The sequence below is a fragment of the Streptomyces sp. BHT-5-2 genome (assembly GCF_019774615.1).
Classification (GTDB): domain Bacteria; phylum Actinomycetota; class Actinomycetes; order Streptomycetales; family Streptomycetaceae; genus Streptomyces.
In genome coordinates this window covers 2,333,705-2,347,901 of sequence record NZ_CP081496.1, presented here as the reverse complement: position 1 = coordinate 2,347,901, position 14,197 = coordinate 2,333,705, and the positions used below count along the sequence as shown (strand labels likewise).

General features: G+C 74.8%; 15 protein-coding genes. 5 read left to right on the top strand and 10 right to left on the bottom strand.

Annotation, left to right across the window (positions count from 1 at the left end):
- Positions 1 to 26: 26 nt before the first annotated feature.
- Positions 27 to 464 carry a MerR family transcriptional regulator gene (locus K2224_RS10425; protein ID WP_221906294.1) on the bottom strand — a complete coding sequence of 146 codons (438 nt, stop codon included), beginning with the start codon at positions 462 to 464 and terminating at the stop codon, positions 27 to 29.
- A gap of 75 nt (positions 465 to 539) precedes the next feature.
- On the opposite strand from K2224_RS10425, the gene K2224_RS10420 reads away from it, so the two are divergent.
- The gene (locus tag K2224_RS10420; RefSeq protein ID WP_221906293.1) at positions 540 to 1,376 is read left to right on the top strand and encodes an alpha/beta fold hydrolase; all 837 of its coding nucleotides are present in this window, start codon (positions 540 to 542) and stop codon (positions 1,374 to 1,376) included.
- 51 nt (positions 1,377 to 1,427) lie between these two features.
- Here K2224_RS10420 and K2224_RS10415 read toward each other — a convergent pair whose 3' ends face one another.
- From K2224_RS10415 to K2224_RS10385, 7 genes are all read right to left on the bottom strand, one after another.
- The gene (locus tag K2224_RS10415; RefSeq protein ID WP_221906292.1) at positions 1,428 to 1,937 is read right to left on the bottom strand and encodes an FBP domain-containing protein; all 510 of its coding nucleotides are present in this window, start codon (positions 1,935 to 1,937) and stop codon (positions 1,428 to 1,430) included.
- 71 nt (positions 1,938 to 2,008) lie between these two features.
- Complete coding sequence (locus K2224_RS10410) at positions 2,009 to 3,460, bottom strand: hypothetical protein (RefSeq protein WP_221906291.1); 1,452 nt, start codon at positions 3,458 to 3,460, stop codon at positions 2,009 to 2,011.
- Between the two features lie 62 nt (positions 3,461 to 3,522).
- Positions 3,523 to 3,834, bottom strand: coding sequence for a hypothetical protein (locus K2224_RS10405; protein WP_221906290.1), 312 nt, complete (start codon positions 3,832 to 3,834; stop codon positions 3,523 to 3,525).
- A 167-nt stretch (positions 3,835 to 4,001) separates the two neighbouring features.
- Entirely contained in the window at positions 4,002 to 4,757 is a 756-nt protein-coding gene (locus K2224_RS10400) for a serine hydrolase (RefSeq protein WP_221906289.1), read from the bottom strand.
- Positions 4,758 to 4,897: 140 nt separating this feature from the next.
- Positions 4,898 to 5,647, bottom strand: a complete 750-nt coding sequence (locus K2224_RS10395; RefSeq protein ID WP_221906288.1) for an isocitrate lyase/phosphoenolpyruvate mutase family protein — start codon at positions 5,645 to 5,647, stop codon at positions 4,898 to 4,900.
- Positions 5,644 to 6,093 (bottom strand): carboxymuconolactone decarboxylase family protein, encoded by a 450-nt coding sequence (locus tag K2224_RS10390; protein WP_221906287.1) that lies wholly within the window; start codon positions 6,091 to 6,093, stop codon positions 5,644 to 5,646. Before K2224_RS10390 ends, K2224_RS10395 begins: the two co-directional genes overlap by 4 nt.
- Before the next feature lie 5 nt (positions 6,094 to 6,098).
- Complete coding sequence (locus K2224_RS10385; RefSeq protein WP_221906286.1) at positions 6,099 to 6,599, bottom strand: carboxymuconolactone decarboxylase family protein; 501 nt, start codon at positions 6,597 to 6,599, stop codon at positions 6,099 to 6,101.
- A gap of 47 nt (positions 6,600 to 6,646) precedes the next feature.
- Here K2224_RS10385 and K2224_RS10380 point away from each other — a divergent pair, with 47 nt between their 5' ends.
- A complete protein-coding gene (locus K2224_RS10380; protein WP_221906285.1) occupies positions 6,647 to 8,089 on the top strand; it encodes a PLP-dependent aminotransferase family protein in 1,443 nt (480 codons plus the stop codon).
- Positions 8,090 to 8,129: 40 nt separating this feature from the next.
- Here K2224_RS10380 and K2224_RS10375 read toward each other — a convergent pair whose 3' ends face one another.
- Together K2224_RS10375 and rocD are read right to left on the bottom strand one after the other, a co-directional pair.
- Complete coding sequence (locus K2224_RS10375; RefSeq protein WP_221906284.1) at positions 8,130 to 9,077, bottom strand: hypothetical protein; 948 nt, start codon at positions 9,075 to 9,077, stop codon at positions 8,130 to 8,132.
- Between the two features lie 185 nt (positions 9,078 to 9,262).
- On the bottom strand, positions 9,263 to 10,468 hold the full coding sequence (rocD, locus tag K2224_RS10370; protein ID WP_221906283.1) for an ornithine--oxo-acid transaminase: 1,206 nt from the start codon (positions 10,466 to 10,468) through the stop codon (positions 9,263 to 9,265).
- Between the two features lie 276 nt (positions 10,469 to 10,744).
- On the opposite strand from rocD, the gene glyA reads away from it, so the two are divergent.
- From glyA to K2224_RS10355, 3 genes are all read left to right on the top strand, one after another.
- Positions 10,745 to 12,031: a serine hydroxymethyltransferase gene (gene glyA / locus K2224_RS10365; RefSeq protein WP_221906282.1), complete on the top strand. Its 1,287-nt coding sequence runs from the start codon at positions 10,745 to 10,747 to the stop codon at positions 12,029 to 12,031.
- A 173-nt stretch (positions 12,032 to 12,204) separates the two neighbouring features.
- A complete protein-coding gene (trpS, locus tag K2224_RS10360; RefSeq protein WP_398194531.1) occupies positions 12,205 to 13,269 on the top strand; it encodes a tryptophan--tRNA ligase in 1,065 nt (354 codons plus the stop codon).
- Positions 13,270 to 13,462: 193 nt separating this feature from the next.
- Positions 13,463 to 14,062, top strand: a complete 600-nt coding sequence (locus K2224_RS10355; protein ID WP_221906281.1) for a 2'-5' RNA ligase family protein — start codon at positions 13,463 to 13,465, stop codon at positions 14,060 to 14,062.
- Positions 14,063 to 14,197: the final 135 nt, after the last annotated feature.

Sequence of the window (14,197 nt, the reverse complement as noted above, 5' to 3'; positions counted from 1 at the left end):
GCCGTCTCCGGGCGCCGGGCCGCCGCTCAGCGCGACCGCAGGGCCATCGTGGCCAGCGCCTCGTCCTGGGCGCGGCGTCGCCGCATCAGTCGTGCGTAGGCGCCCAGGGCCGCGCGGCGCTGCTCCAACTCGGCCATCTCGGCGTCGAGTCGGGCCATCTGCTGCTCCACGACGCCGCACGAGAAGGTGCAGGAGACCAGCCCCGGGCCGCCCTGGGCGCAGGGCAGCAGGTCGCGGATGGACTCGGTGTTCAGGCCGGTGGCGAGCAGTTCGCGGACGCGGGCGACGGCCTCCACGGCATCGGCGCCGTAGGTGCGGTAGCCGTTGGTGTCGCGTGCGGCGCGGAGCAGGCCGCGCTGCTCGTAGTAGCGCAGGACGCGGGTGCTGACGCCGGTGCGGCGGGCCAGTTCGCCGATCCGCATCCGGCCCGCCGGCCGGGCGTCCGTCCGTGCCCCGTCCCCCATGTGAGTCCCCTCTCCCCCGCTTCTTCCCGATCCGGCTTGACCTTGACACCGGTGTCAAACGGCAACCTCGTGGGCATGACGCAGATTCCCGTGGCGCGGACTTCCGTGGCGCAGACCCCGTCCGTTTCCCTTCCGCCGCTCTCCACCACCGTCGCGGGCCCGTCCGACGGGCCCGGCGTCCTGCTGGCGCACGGCGCGACCGGCAGTGTCCGGAGCAACTACGGCACCCTGATCCCGGCCCTGACCGCCACCGGCCACCGGGTGGTGGCGCCGGACTACCCCGGTTCGGGCGAAACCCCGCGCGCCACCGGCCCGTTGGAGCTGGACGCGCTGGCCGACGCGGTGGTCGCCGAGGCCGTCGCGGCCGGCCTTACGACCTTCACCGTGATCGGCTTCTCGATGGGCACCGCGGTGTCCGTACGGGCCGCGGCCCGGCACCCGGAGCGGGTGCGGGGGCTGGTCCTGACCGCCGGGCTGGCCAGGGCGGACGCCCGCGCCCAGGTCTGGCTGGACCTGTGGCTGCGGCTCCTGGAGCGCGGCGACCACCAGGGCTTCGCCCAGGCGCGGGCGCTCAGCGGGGTGGCGCCGGAACACCTCAACGCGCTGCCGCCGGCCGAGCTGGCGGCCCTGCTGGACCCGGACCCGACGCTGCCGCCGGCCGGTTCGGCCGAGCAGGCGGCGCTGGTCAAGGTCCTGGACACCACCGCCGACCTGGCGGGCATCGCGGTCCCGACCCTGGTCGTCGCCACCACCCGGGACGCGCTGCTGGACCCGGCCAACTCCCGCTATCTTTCGGAGCACATACCGGGCGCCGAGTACGTGGAGATCGCCACCGGGCATCTGCCGATGGTCGAGCGGAACGCGGAGTGGCTGGCGCTGATCGGGGACTTCCTGGCCGCGCGGGGGCTGTGACCCGGCGGGGCGTGGCGGGGACGGCGGCGGGGGCGCTTCCGGGCCGCCGCCTCAGGCCCCTTCGCCGGACAGGACCTTGTCCAGGAAGGCGTCCAGATTGCGCAGGGTGCGCGCGATCCGGTCCGCCTCCGGCAGGGTCTCCTCGTGGCGGCCGGCGAGCTGGGAGCGCTTGCGGCCGCGGACGTAGAGGGAGCAGGCGAGGTCGGCGCAGAGGTAGGTGCCGACGGTGTTGCCCTGCCGGCCCGCGGGGCCGGCGCGACGGGCGGCGAGCAGGCTGACGCCGGAGCCCGGGTGGCCGGTCAGGCAGATCGAGCAGACCGTCGTCTTGGTGAAGCTGCGCCGCACGCCCTGCGGCACCCGCAGGGTCACGCCCATCAGGCCGTCGGGCCGCGGGGCGACCAGATAGCTGCGGTCCGGCGCTCCGGGGTCGCGCCAGCCCAGGAAGTCGAGGTGCTCCCAGGGGAGTTCGGCCAGTCCCGCGGGCAGGTGGAGCCGGCTCGCCTCCCCCTTGGAGCAGTTCACGAAGGACGCGCGTATCTGTTTCTCACCGACCGGTTCCATGGTTCCGGACGCTAACAGCGGGCTGCGGGGCGCGTCGTCCGATTTTCGGGTGCCCCGCCCCCCGCCGGGTCTCACTCGATCACGGACGGCGGGATCTGCCGCGGCGGGTGCGGGGCCTCGTCCTCGTCGAGGTGGCGGGACCGCGGGCCCGCGGAGCGGCCCCGGGCGCCCTTGTCGGGCTGCTCGCTCTTGGCCCTGCCCGGCTGGGCGGTGGCCGGGTCCGGTGCTGCGCTCGGCCGGGCGCCGCCGCGGCTGCGGTGGAGTCCGGCGCCGCCCTGCCGGGTGCCGCCCGCCGGGCCGGTCGGGCCCTGGGGCCGGGGGGCCTGCGCGGCGGGGGTGCCGGACGCCGGGGCGGCGCGGGCGGCGGCGCCGTCCGGGCTGCCGGCCGCGCCACTGGTGCTCCGGCGCGACCCGCCCGCGCCCCGCCCCTTGCCGGACGCGCCGCCGGCGGGCGTTCCGCCGCCGGTCACCCCGATGACGCCCATGACGGCGCTGCCCGGGAACCCGCCGGCGGATGCCGGGCCGCCGGGCGGGCCGGCGGCCGGGGCCGTGCCGCCGACGGCATGGCCGCCGGCGGGCGGTGCGGCGAGGGTGGCGCCGCCCATGCCCTCCAGGGTGGTCACCTGGGGGTGGAGGTCGGGCGACGGGCGGGCAGCCCGGGGGCTGTCGAAGCCGGCCGGTACCGCGCCGCCGCCCGCGCCGTTGGGCCGCTGGGCGGGCGGCGGGTGGTGTGGCCGGGGGCCGCCGGTCACCGCGGTGTCCACCGGCGGCGGGGCCGGGCTGCCGGACGGGGCGATCGGCCAGTCCCCCGTGGCGCCGGGCCCGGTGCCCTCCTTGAGGCGCCTGCCCTGCGCCTCGTAGTGGGCGGCGAGTTCGTCCATCACGACGACGGCCTCGATCTGGCACTGCTTGGCCGGCGGGAGGGAGTGGCGGTTGAGTTCCAGTGCCATCCGGGTGTCGAGCTTGGGGTTGGCCATGTCCCGCTTGAACTGGCCGTCGTCGCCGGCCTCCGCCGTCGGCACCGCGGCGGCTCCGGCGAGCTGCAGCCTGACCAGCGCCTTCTGCGCCTCGCGGAGGTTGTGCGCGACGCCGGCCTCCGGGCCCGAGGCGCGCGAACCGATCAGCGTGGACTCGACGTTGCGGGCGTGCTGGTAGCTGCGTTCGATCTTCGCCAGCACCTTGGCGGCCTCCCGGCGGAACGCCTCGGCCGCGGTGCCCTCCCAGTGCGCCGAGGCGTGCTCCACGGCGTCCTGGAACGCCTTGCGGATGCCGCCGTGGCCGTCGTCGCCGCCCAGCCGGTCGGCGGAGGACCGCCAGTGCCGGCCGGCGGTCTCGATCGTCTCGGGGCCGGCGTGCTCGATCATCGCCCGGAGGGTGGGCAGGTCGTGCTTCTGGAAGTCGGAGGGGGAGCGCGGCGTCAGCCGGTGCCCCCGGAGCGACTTCAGCAGCTCGGCCCGCTCCTGCTCGGTCCGTCGGCGCTCCATCTCCTGGGCGCCGTCGTGCTGTCGGCCGGTCTCCGTCATGCCGGTCCCCCTCCCTCGTCCTCGCCGTCGTCACCCCCGCCCGGGGGCGGGCGGGGGTCGCGTCAGTGGTGCCCGGGGTGCCGGGCCGCGTGCTCCTGGTCCTCGTAGGCGCCGCGGCTGGCCTCGGTCTTCTCGCCGAAGGTGCCGATGAGGGCCTGTAGTGCGCCGAGCACGTCCGCCATGTACGTCTGCATGCCGTCGTGGGCGCCGGCGAGCCGGCCGGCCTCCTGGAAGCCCTTCCCGAACGCCGACTCCGGGATGGTGGTGTCGTATCTGACGGTCTGGGTGGGATCGTCCATGTCGCGCTGCAGGTGGCGCAGCTGTCGCACGACGACGTCCAGCTCTTCCAGATCGACCCTGAACCGCTCGGTCATGTGCCGCTTCTCCCCGTTCCCCCGCGGGCCTTCGGCACCAAGCTATCAAGCCCGCCGGACTTCCCGTACGTCCGTTCTCCTGATACCCGCTCCGGGGCCGCCCGTAGCGTGGACCAGCCGTCCCGAAGTGGGCAATTCGCCGTGCCACGCACAGATCTGACACTACGTCAGGAAAGTTCGGCGAGGCGGTGGCGGCAGTCCCAGACGCGGGACGAGAGGCGGGCCAGCAGGCGGGCCGCGGGGTCGCCGGTGTCCTGGCCGTCGGCGAGCGGGCCGGTGTAGCAGACGGCCAGTACGTAGGGCGGTGCGTCGGGCGGGTGGACCACCGCCGCGCTGTGCCGCGCCCCGTCGACCCAGCCGTTCTTGCCGGCCAGGCGGGTGCCGGGCGGCAGTCCCGCGGCGAGGTCCACGGCGTGCGCGTTGTGCTCCAGCCGGGCCAGCACCTCCGGTTCGAGGGAGGCCAGCAGCCGGATCAGGTCGTGGGCGGTGACGCGGTTGTCGATGCCGGCGGCGCGGGCGGCGGCGTCCTCGATGCCGCGCGGGCTGCCGGACGCGGCCGACGCCCCGGCCCGCCGCCACACCTCGGCGACCGCCGCCCGGCCGACCGCGGCCGTGCAGAGGCTGGTGGCCAGGTTGGAGGAGTGCCGGACCATCCGGTCGGCGAGCCAGCCGAGCGGTGCGGTGCCGCCCAGCAGCCGCCAGGGCTCGGGGTCGCTGTCCTCGGCCCGGTCGTGGGCGTAGCTGCCGACGGCCGCCGAGGGGAAGTCGTTGACGACGGGGACCGGGTGGTCGTGGTCGAGGCCGCTGCGGTGGACGGCGGCGAGCACCGCGACCTTCATCGTGCTGGCCGCGTAGTGCGGCACGTCGGCGTTCCGCAGGATCACCGGAGGACGCCGCCAGGGGGCTACGGCTACGGAGAGCATGGCTCATCGTAGGGCGCGGCGCCGTACGGCGCCGGGGGTCCGGGTCCGGCCCGGGCGGAGCGGGCGGGCCCGGGCGCGAACGCCCCCGTGCGCCCCGCACGGGCCCGGCAGCACCACCGCCGACGCATTCTGACGCTACGTCAGATTCCGGACCCGTCCCGCAGGCGCTCCGCCAGTGCCGACAGGGCCGTCGTCGCGGCGCGGTGGAGGCCGCCGCCGAAGGTGATCCGGGTCGCGCCCCGTGCGCCCAGTGCGCGCGGGGACGGGCCGCCGGCCCTGGCCAGGGCGTTGAGCGGGAGGGGGGCCGCCGCGGCCAGTTCGGGCAGCAGCTCCGGCGGGGCGAGGATCGGGTAGAGGCAGTCGGCGCCGGCCGCGGCGTAGTGGCGGGCCCGCACCAGCGCCGCGTCCGGGCTCGCCTCGCCGCGCAGGAAGGTGTCGATCCGGGCGTTGAGCACCAGCGCGTCGCCGGCCTCGGCCCGGACCGCGGCCAGCCGGTCGGCCTGCTCCTGCGGGTCGCGCAGGGCGCCGGTGGCGTGGTCGGAGTCCTCCAGGTTGCAGCCGGCCGCGCCGGCCTCGGCGAGCCGGCCGACCAGTTCCCCGGCGGACAGCCCGTAGCCGGCCTCCACGTCCGCCGTCACCGGCACGTCCACGGCCCGGACGATCCGGGCGATCGCCGCGAACATCTCGTCGGCCGGGGTCTCGCCGTCCGCGTATCCCAGGGACGCGGCGATGCCCGCGCTGGGAGTGGCCAGCGCCGGGAAGCCGGCGTCGGCGAAGACCCGGGCGGAGGCGGCGTCCCAGACGGTGGGGAGGATCAGCGGGTCGTCCGGCCGGCGGTCGCGGTGCAGGGCGCGCAACGCCGCGGCGGGGCCGGTGTCGGTGTCGGTCACAGCTGCGCCCCGGGGGGCTGGCGGACCGTGACGTTGACGCGGTTCCAGTTGTTGATGGCGACGATCACGGCCAGCAGGTGGGCGAGTTCGGACTCGGTGAACTGAGCGGCGGCCCGGTCGTAGACCGCGTCCGGGACGGACCCTTCGGTCAGCAGGGTGACCGCCTCGGTGAAGGCCAGCGCCGCCCGCTCCCGCTCGGAGTAGAGGTCGCCGGCCTCCTCCCAGGCCGGCAGCAGGTCGATCCGCTGCTGCTCGACACCGGCCTCGCGGAGGTTCTTCACATGCATGTCGACGCAGAACGCGCACTTGTTGAGCTGGGAGGCGCGCAGCACGGCCAGCTCCGCGAGGACCGGGTCGCCGAAGCCCTTCCTGGCGGCCTCGGTGAGCTTGAGCTGGGCCTGGAAGAAGGCGGGCACCCGGCTCCAGAACGTCATGCGGTGGGTCATCGTGTTCACTCCTGTCCCGGGGCCCGGCGGGTGGTCACGCCGAAGCGGTTCCAGGCGTTGATGGTGGTGATCATGGCGATCAGCTGGGCGAGTTCGGGCTCGTCGAAGACGGCGGCGGCCTGCTCGTAGACGGCGTCCGGGACGAAGCCGTCGGTCAGCACGGTGATGGCTTCGGTGAGCGCCAGGGCGGCGCGCTCGCGGTCGGTGTAGTAGCCGGCGGCCTCCTCCCAGGCGCTGAGGAGGGCGATCCGCTCCTCGGTCTCGCCGGCCTTGCGGGCGTCGGTGATGTGCATGTGGAGGCACATGGCGCACCGGTTGATCTGCGAGGCGCGGATCTTGACCAGCTCGGCCAGGGTGGGGTCGAGTCCCTTACGGGCCGCCACGTCCAGGCCGATCATGGCCTTGTAGACGTCGGGGGCCAGCTCGGCCCACTGCATCCGGGGGCCGTGCCGGTGGCCGGCGGCGGCCGGCGCCTGCTGTCCTGTGGACGGTGTCGGGTTCGTCATGCCCTAGACGCTACGCGGCAAGTGGCGCAGCGGTATGGTCCACTTCCATGGAGAAATCGCGGGCCACTTTCGGACGGGATCTCGGCCGGGACCTGCACCTCGACCTCGGCGGGCCGGGCGGGGTGCGGGCCTCGCTGATGGCCGCGCTGCGCGAGGCGGTGCGGTCCGGACGGCTGGTCCCCGGCACCCGGCTGCCGTCCTCCCGTTCCCTCGCCACCGACCTCGGCATCGCCCGCAACACCGTCGCCGACGCCTACGCGGAGCTGGTCGCCGAGGGCTGGCTGTGCGCCCGCCAGGGCTCGGGCACCGAGGTCGCCGAACGGGTCCTGCCGCGGGCCGCCGACCGATCACCCCGGCACGCCCCGGGCTCGCCGTCCCCCGCCGCCGGCCCGCGCTTCGACCTCACCCCCGGCACCCCGGACGTCTCCTCCTTCCCGCGGACCGCCTGGCTGGCGGCGGCCCGCCGGGCGCTGACCGCGGCGCCCAACGAGGCGTTCGGGTACGGCACTCCGGCCGGCCGCCCCGAACTGCGCGCGGTGCTCGCCGACTACCTGGCCCGGGCGCGGGGCGTGCGGACCGACCCCGAACGGATCGTGGTCTGCGCGGGGTTCATGCAGGGGCTGGGGGTGCTGTGCCGGGCGCTGAGACCCCGCGGCGGCACCCCCGGCCGGGTCGCCACCGAGGCGTACGGGCTGCCCTTCCACCGCGCCGTCATCGCCCGCGCCGGCCTCGGCACCGTCCCGCTGCCGATCGACGCGCACGGCGCGGACACCGGCCGGCTGACCGACCTGGACCACCTGCGGGCGACCCTGCTGACCCCCGCCCACCAGTTCCCGACCGGCGTCCCGCTGCACCCCGACCGGCGGGCCACGGCGGTCAACTGGGCGCGCGCCACCGGCGGTTACGTCCTGGAGGACGACTACGACGGCGAGTTCCGATACGACCGGCAACCGGTCGGGGCCCTTCAAGGACTGGACCCCGACCACGTCGTCTACCTGGGCACCGCGAGCAAGAGCCTGGCGCCCGCGCTGCGGCTGGCCTGGATGGTGGTGCCGGACCGGCTGATGGACCGGGTGCTGGAGATCAAGTCGGCCGGCGAGTGGCAGTCCGGTTCGCTGGACCAGCTCACCCTGGCGGAGTTCGTCTCCTCCGGCGCGTACGACCGGCATCTGCGCGGGATGCGGCTGCGCTACCGGCGGCGGCGCGACCAGCTGGTGGCCGCGCTGGCCGAACACGCCCCGCACGTACACGTCTCGGGCATCGCCGCCGGGCTGCACGCGGTGCTGGAACTGCCGCCCGGCACCGAGCGGTCCATCGCCCAGGCCGCACTGTGGCAGGGCCTGGCGGTGACCGGGCTGGCGGATTTCTCCGATCCGGCGGGCCCGGCGGCCGCCCGCGACGCGCTGGTCATCGCCTACGGCCGTCCGCCGGACCACGCGTTCTCGGCCGTCCTGGAGGCCCTGTTGAGGGCGATGCCGCCGGCGGGGTGAGGGCCGGGGCCGGGGCACGGTGTGGTGCGGTGGGCTTCGTTCACGGGCGTTCGGCGGGCACCGTGGTGGAGTCGGGCGGGGACGCCGGTGTGCCGGTGTCCGTGCCGGCGTCGGCGTCGGCGTCGGTGCTCGTACCCGTGTCCGTGTCGGGGGCCGCGGTCGCCGGTGCCTCGCCGAAGCGGGCCAGTGCCAGCGCCCCGGCGACGGCCAGTGCGAAACCGGCGACGGTCAGCGGGGCCAGCCCGTCGCGGGTGCGGTCGCCGAGCCAGACGACGCCGACCACGGCCGGGCCGAGGGTCTCGCCGATCACCATGCCGGCGGTGGCGGTGGTGACCGCGCCGCGCTGGAAGGCGGAGGTCAGCAGCAGGAAGGCGGCGGCCCCGCCGATCAGCAGCGCGTAGCTGGCGGGGTTGGTGAGCAGGTCGGCCGGGCCGAAGCCGTCGATCAGCCGCACCGCGACCTCGACGACCCCGAAGCCGAAGCCCGAGCCGAGGCCGAGCACGGCGGCGCGGGAGCGGTCCGGGAGCCGGCCGGCCAGGGCGCCGGCGGCCAGCACGGCGACCGCGAAGACCAGCACCCCGATCCGCAGCGCGGGGGTGCCGGCCCGGTGCCCCTCGGCTCCGGACGACAGCGCCAGCAGGGCCAGCCCGCCGCAGACCACCCCGACCGCCAGCCATTCGGCGCGCCGGAGGCGGACGCCCAGGACCGGCGCGGCGACCACCGCGGTCACCGCGAGGGTCGCGGCCAGCGCCGCACCGACCGTGTAGATCGGCAGCGTCCGCAGCGCCACCAGCTCCAGCAGGAAGCCCAGCCCGTCCAGCGCCAGCCCGAGCAGATACCGCCACTGCGTCAGCACCCGCAGCAGCAGCCGGGCGTCGACGCCGGAGCCGGAGCCGGGCGAGGTGTCCCGGGCGGCCACGGCCTGGAAGACGGAGGCGGTACCGAAGCAGACCGCGGACGCGAGCGCGCAGATCATCCCGAGCAGCATGGCCCGACTGTACGGGGCGGCGGGGGCACCGGGGCAGGGGGCTTCGCCATGGGGTGCCCGTCCGGCACTCGGCTCGGGGGCTCGCCTCCGAGGACTCGGCCCGGCGACTCGCTCTCGCAGGGCACCCCGGACGGCGCTCCCCCGGGCGACGCTCCCCCTTCCCGGACGACACCCCGGAGCGGACGCTACGCGCCCAGCACCACCCGGAGTTGCTCCAGCCCCCAGTCCAGCTCCTCCTCGTCGATCACCAGCGGCGGCGCGATCCGGATCGTCGCGCCGTGGGTGTCCTTGACCAGCACACCGCGCGCCAGCAGCCGTTCCGAGACGGCCCGGCCGTCGCCGCGCGAGGGGTTGATGTCGACGCCGGCCCACAGGCCGCGGCCGCGGATCGCGTCCACCGCGCCGCCGCCCACGATCGGGGCCAGCGAGCGGTGCAGGCGGTCGCCGAGTTCGGCGGCCCGCCGCTGGTACTCGCCGGTGCGCAGCATCGCGATGACCTCCAGGCCGACCGCGCAGGCCAGCGGGTTGCCGCCGAACGTCGAGCCGTGCTCGCCGGGCCGGAAGACGCCCAGCACCTCGCGGGACGACACCACCGCGGACACCGGCACCACCCCGCCGCCCAGCGCCTTGCCGAGGACGTACACATCGGGCACCACGCCCTCGTGTTCGCAGGCGAAGGTGGTCCCGGTGCGGCCCAGCCCGGACTGGATCTCGTCCGCGACGAAGAGCACGTTCCGGGCCCGGGTCAGCTCGCGCACCCCGGCCAGGTAGCCGCGCGGCGGCACCAGGACCCCGGCCTCGCCCTGGATCGGCTCCAGCAGCACCGCGACGGTGTCGGCGTCGACGGCGGCGTCCAGGGCGGCCAGGTCGCCATAGGGGACGACGGTGAAGCCGGGGGTGTACGGGCCGAAGTCGGCGCGGGCCTCGGGGTCGGTGGAGAAGGAGACGACGGTGGTGGTCCGGCCGTGGAAGTTGTTCTCCGCGACGACGATCCCGGCCCGTCCGTCGGGCACGCCCTTGACCCGGTAGCCCCATTTCCGGGCCGTCTTGATCGCGGTCTCCACGGCCTCCGTGCCGGTGTTCATCGGCAGCACGAGTTCCATCCCGCACAGGTCGGCGAGCTGGGTGCAGAAGTCGGCGTAGCGGTCGTGGTGGAAGGCGCGGGAGGTGAGCGTGACCCGTTCCAGCTGGGCGCGGGCCGCCGCCAGCAGACGGGGGTGACGGTGGCCGAAGTTGAGCGCGGAGTACCCGGCGAGCAGGTCCAGATAGCGGCGGCCGGTGACATCGGTCATCCAGGCGCCCTCGGCGGTGGCCACGACCACGGGGAGCGGGTGGTAGTTGTGCGCGCTGTGGGCCTCGGCGGCGGCGATGAACGCTTCCGTGGACGTCACGGGTGACTCCGTCCGGTGGGCCGGACCGCGGGTCCGACTGCTGTGCCGACCTGCCCGTTCATTGTCCCGCCCGGGGCGGGCGCCCGCAGGCCGCACGCCGCCGCCGGGCGGGCGCGAGTTCGACGGCAGGGCCTAGACTTCCGGTGCGCAGCCGCGACTGGCGTACGGGGAACGGACCCCGAGGAAGCGGTGCGCGGCCACACGCCTACGAGGTGCCGCCCGCCTGGGCACCCCGGGACCACGACCGACCACCGCTCGATCGCCCCGGAGGACGCCATGACGCCCCATTCCCCCACCCGTCCCGCCCATCCCGCCCTGCACGCCGCCGACCCCGAACTCGCCGCGCTGGTCGGCGCCGAGGAGCGGCTCCAGGCCGACACCCTGCGGCTGATCCCCAGCGAGAACTACGTCTCCGCCGCCGTGCTGGAGGCCACCGGGACGGTCCTCCAGAACAAGTACAGCGAGGGCTACCCGGGCCGCCGCTACTACGAGGGCCAGCAGAACATCGACGTCGTGGAGGCCCTGGCCGTCGAGCGCGCCAAGGATCTCTTCGGTGTCGAGCACGCCAATGTGCAGCCGTACTCCGGCTCGCCCGCCAATCTGGCGGCGTACCTCGCCTTCGCCTCCCCCGGTGACACGGTGCTGGGCATGTCGCTGCCGATGGGCGGGCACCTCACACACGGCTGGGGCGTCTCGGCGACCGGCACGTGGTTCAACGGGGTGGGGTACGGCGTACGGGCCGACACCGGGCGGATCGACTTCGACGAGGTGCGCGACCTGGCCCGCAAGGAGCGCCCGAAGATCATCTTCTGTGGCGGCACGGCCGTCCCGCGGACCATCGACTTCGCGGCCTTCGGCGAGATCGCGCGGGAGGTCGAAGCGGTGCTGGTCGCCGACATCGCGCACATCGCGGGCCTGGTGGCGGGCGGTGCGCACCCCTCGCCCGTACCGCACGCCGACGTCGTGTCGACGACCACCCACAAGACGCTGCGCGGTCCGCGCGGCGCGATGCTGATGTCCCGCGCGGCGCACGCCAAGGCGATCGACAAGGCGGTCTTCCCCGGCCTGCAGGGCGGCCCGCACAACCACACCACGGCCGCCGTCGCGGTGGCGCTGCGCGAGGCGTCGGCGCCGTCCTTCCGGGAGTACGCGCACGCCGTCGTCGCCAATGCCAAGGCGCTCGCCGAGGCGCTGCTGGCGCGCGGCTTCGACCTGGTCTCCGGCGGCACCGACAACCACCTGGTGCTGATCGACCTGACGTCGAAGGAGGTGCCCGGCAAGGTCGCGGCCAAGGCCCTGGACCGGGCCGGGATCGTGGTGAACTACAACACCGTGCCGTTCGACCCCCGCAAGCCGTTCGACCCGTCCGGCATCCGGATCGGCACCCCGTCGCTGACGTCGCGGGGCCTGGGGACGGCGGAGATGCCGAAGGTCGCGGAGTGGATCGACCGCGGCGTCCGGGCCGCGTCCACCGGCGACGAGGACTCCCTGACGACGATCCGCCAGGAGGTCACGGACCTCATGACCGCCTACCCGGCGCCGGGCCTCCCTGTGCACGACTGACCTGTGAACGGCTGAGGCGGCGGGGCGCCTCGTGGCGTGACCCCGGGAACACCCCCAACCCCCCTCACGTTATGGCCCCGCAGGGGGCCCGCTCATCCCCTACGGGATGTGTTCGGCCACCCCTTGCGGGCCTCCACGCCCGGGCCTCCCGCGGACCTGAGAGAATGGCTGCCATGGCTCTCGAACGCCCGCCCGTCGCCCACCACCGCCCCAAGGGGAGTGGCTCCGCCATGCAGCATCCTCGGGTGCTCTCCGGTATCCAGCCCACCGCCGGCTCCTTCCACCTCGGCAACTACCTCGGTGCGGTGCGCCAGTGGGTGGCCCTTCAGGAGTCGCACGACGCCTTCTACATGGTCGTCGACCTGCACGCGATCACCGTCCCGCAGGACCCCGCGGAGCTGCGCCGCAACACCCGGATCGCCGCCGCCCAGCTGCTGGCGGCCGGCCTCGACCCGGAGCGCTGCACGCTCTTCGTGCAGAGCCACGTCCCCGAGCACGCCCAGCTGAGCTGGGTCATGAACTGCGTCACCGGCTTCGGTGAGGCGTCCCGGATGACGCAGTTCAAGGACAAGTCGGCGAAGCAGGGCACGGACCGTACGACGGTCGGCCTGTTCACCTACCCCGTCCTGATGGTCGCCGACATCCTCCTCTACCAGGCCGACCAGGTCCCCGTCGGCGAGGACCAGCGCCAGCACCTGGAGCTGACCCGCGACCTCGCGGACCGCTTCAACACCCGCTTCGGCGACACCTTCACCGTCCCGAACCCGTACATCGTCAAGGAGACGGCGAAGATCTTCGATCTTCAGGACCCGTCGATCAAGATGAGCAAGTCGGCGTCCTCGCCGAAGGGCATCATCGACCTCCTCGACGAGCCCAAGGTCACCGCGAAGAAGATCAAGAGCGCCGTGACGGACACCGACACGGTCATCCGCTTCGACCGCGAGGCCAAGCCCGGCGTCAGCAACCTCCTCACCATCCTGTCCACCCTCACCGGCCAGGACATCCCCTCGCTGGAGCGCTCCTACGAGGGCAAGATGTACGGCGCGCTCAAGACGGACCTGGCCGAGGTGATGGTCGACTTCGTCACCCCGTTCCGGACCCGTACGCAGGAATACCTCGACGACCCCGAGACGCTGGACACGATCCTGGCCAAGGGCGCCGAGAAGGCCCGCGCGGTGGCGGCCGAGACCCTGGCCACCACCTACGACCGGATCGGGTTCCTGCCCGCCAAGCGCTGACCGTCCGCGCAGGCCCGGGGACGTGCCCGTCCGGGTCCGTCCCCGGCACACTGGGAAGGGTGCCCGCCCCCGCGGCGCGCACGCACACGTCGGGACGGCACGTCAGGGCGGTACGTCAGGACAGCACGTCAAGGCACACGCAGCGCAGCACGTCAGGGCACATGTCAGGGTACATGTCAGGAGGGAGAACGCAGTGGGGACCGTAACGCTCGGCGTTTCGCTCGCGGTCCCGGAGCCGCACGGCCGCTTCCTCCAGCGGAAGCGCGAGGGCTTCGGGGATCCGGCCGCCCGCGGCATCCCCACCCACATCACCCTCCTCCCGCCGACGGAGGTGGACACCGGCGCGCTGCCCGGCATCGAGCGCCATCTCGCCGAGGTCGCCGCCGGCTCCCGGCCGTTTCCGCTGCGGCTGGAGGGCACCGACACCTTCCGGCCGCTCTCGCCGGTGGTCTTCGTCAAGGTCGTCGAGGGCGCCCGCGGCTGCACGCTCCTACAGGAGCGGGTCCGTGCCGCGTCCGGGCCGTGCGCCCGCGAGCTGCAGTTCCCGTACCACCCTCATGTGACGATCGCGCACGGCATCGACGAGGCCGCCATGGACCGCGCCCAGGCGGAGCTGGCGGGCTTCTCCGCCACCTGGACGATCGCCGGCTTCGCGCTCTACGAGAAGGGCGACGACGAGGTCTGGCGGCTGGAGCGGGAGTACCCGTTCGGGGCCGGCGGGGGCGCGGTGCCGGTGCCCCGGCAGGGCAGTGAGCCCGCCGAGCTGTCCCGGCCCCCGGCCACGTTCCACTGAGTCGCCGCCCGCTGAGCCGCCGCCCGGCCGCCTCCGCCGTCACGCGCCTGCCCGGTGCGTCGGATGGCCGCCGGTCACCGGGGTAGCCGGAGGCTAGTGTTCCGGATCATCAGCCGGAACAGCCGGCACGGGAGG

Bases quoted from the DNA above. Each gene is read 5' to 3' on its own strand.
- K2224_RS10420 (WP_221906293.1), top strand. From the start codon at position 540: ATGACGCAGATTCCCGTGGCGCGGACTTCCGTGGCGCAGACCCCGTCC.
- K2224_RS10385 (WP_221906286.1), bottom strand. From the start codon at position 6,599: ATGACGAACCCGACACCGTCCACAGGACAGCAGGCGCCGGCCGCCGCC.
- trpS (WP_398194531.1), top strand. From the start codon at position 12,205: ATGGCTCTCGAACGCCCGCCCGTCGCCCACCACCGCCCCAAGGGGAGT.
- K2224_RS10375 (WP_221906284.1), bottom strand. From the start codon at position 9,077: ATGCTGCTCGGGATGATCTGCGCGCTCGCGTCCGCGGTCTGCTTCGGT.
- K2224_RS10410 (WP_221906291.1), bottom strand. From the start codon at position 3,460: ATGACGGAGACCGGCCGACAGCACGACGGCGCCCAGGAGATGGAGCGC.
- K2224_RS10400 (WP_221906289.1), bottom strand. From the start codon at position 4,757: ATGCTCTCCGTAGCCGTAGCCCCCTGGCGGCGTCCTCCGGTGATCCTG.
- K2224_RS10415 (WP_221906292.1), bottom strand. From the start codon at position 1,937: ATGGAACCGGTCGGTGAGAAACAGATACGCGCGTCCTTCGTGAACTGC.
- K2224_RS10425 (WP_221906294.1), bottom strand. From the start codon at position 464: ATGGGGGACGGGGCACGGACGGACGCCCGGCCGGCGGGCCGGATGCGG.
- K2224_RS10380 (WP_221906285.1), top strand. From the start codon at position 6,647: ATGGAGAAATCGCGGGCCACTTTCGGACGGGATCTCGGCCGGGACCTG.
- glyA (WP_221906282.1), top strand. From the start codon at position 10,745: ATGACGCCCCATTCCCCCACCCGTCCCGCCCATCCCGCCCTGCACGCC.
- K2224_RS10390 (WP_221906287.1), bottom strand. From the start codon at position 6,093: ATGACCCACCGCATGACGTTCTGGAGCCGGGTGCCCGCCTTCTTCCAG.
- K2224_RS10405 (WP_221906290.1), bottom strand. From the start codon at position 3,834: ATGACCGAGCGGTTCAGGGTCGATCTGGAAGAGCTGGACGTCGTCGTG.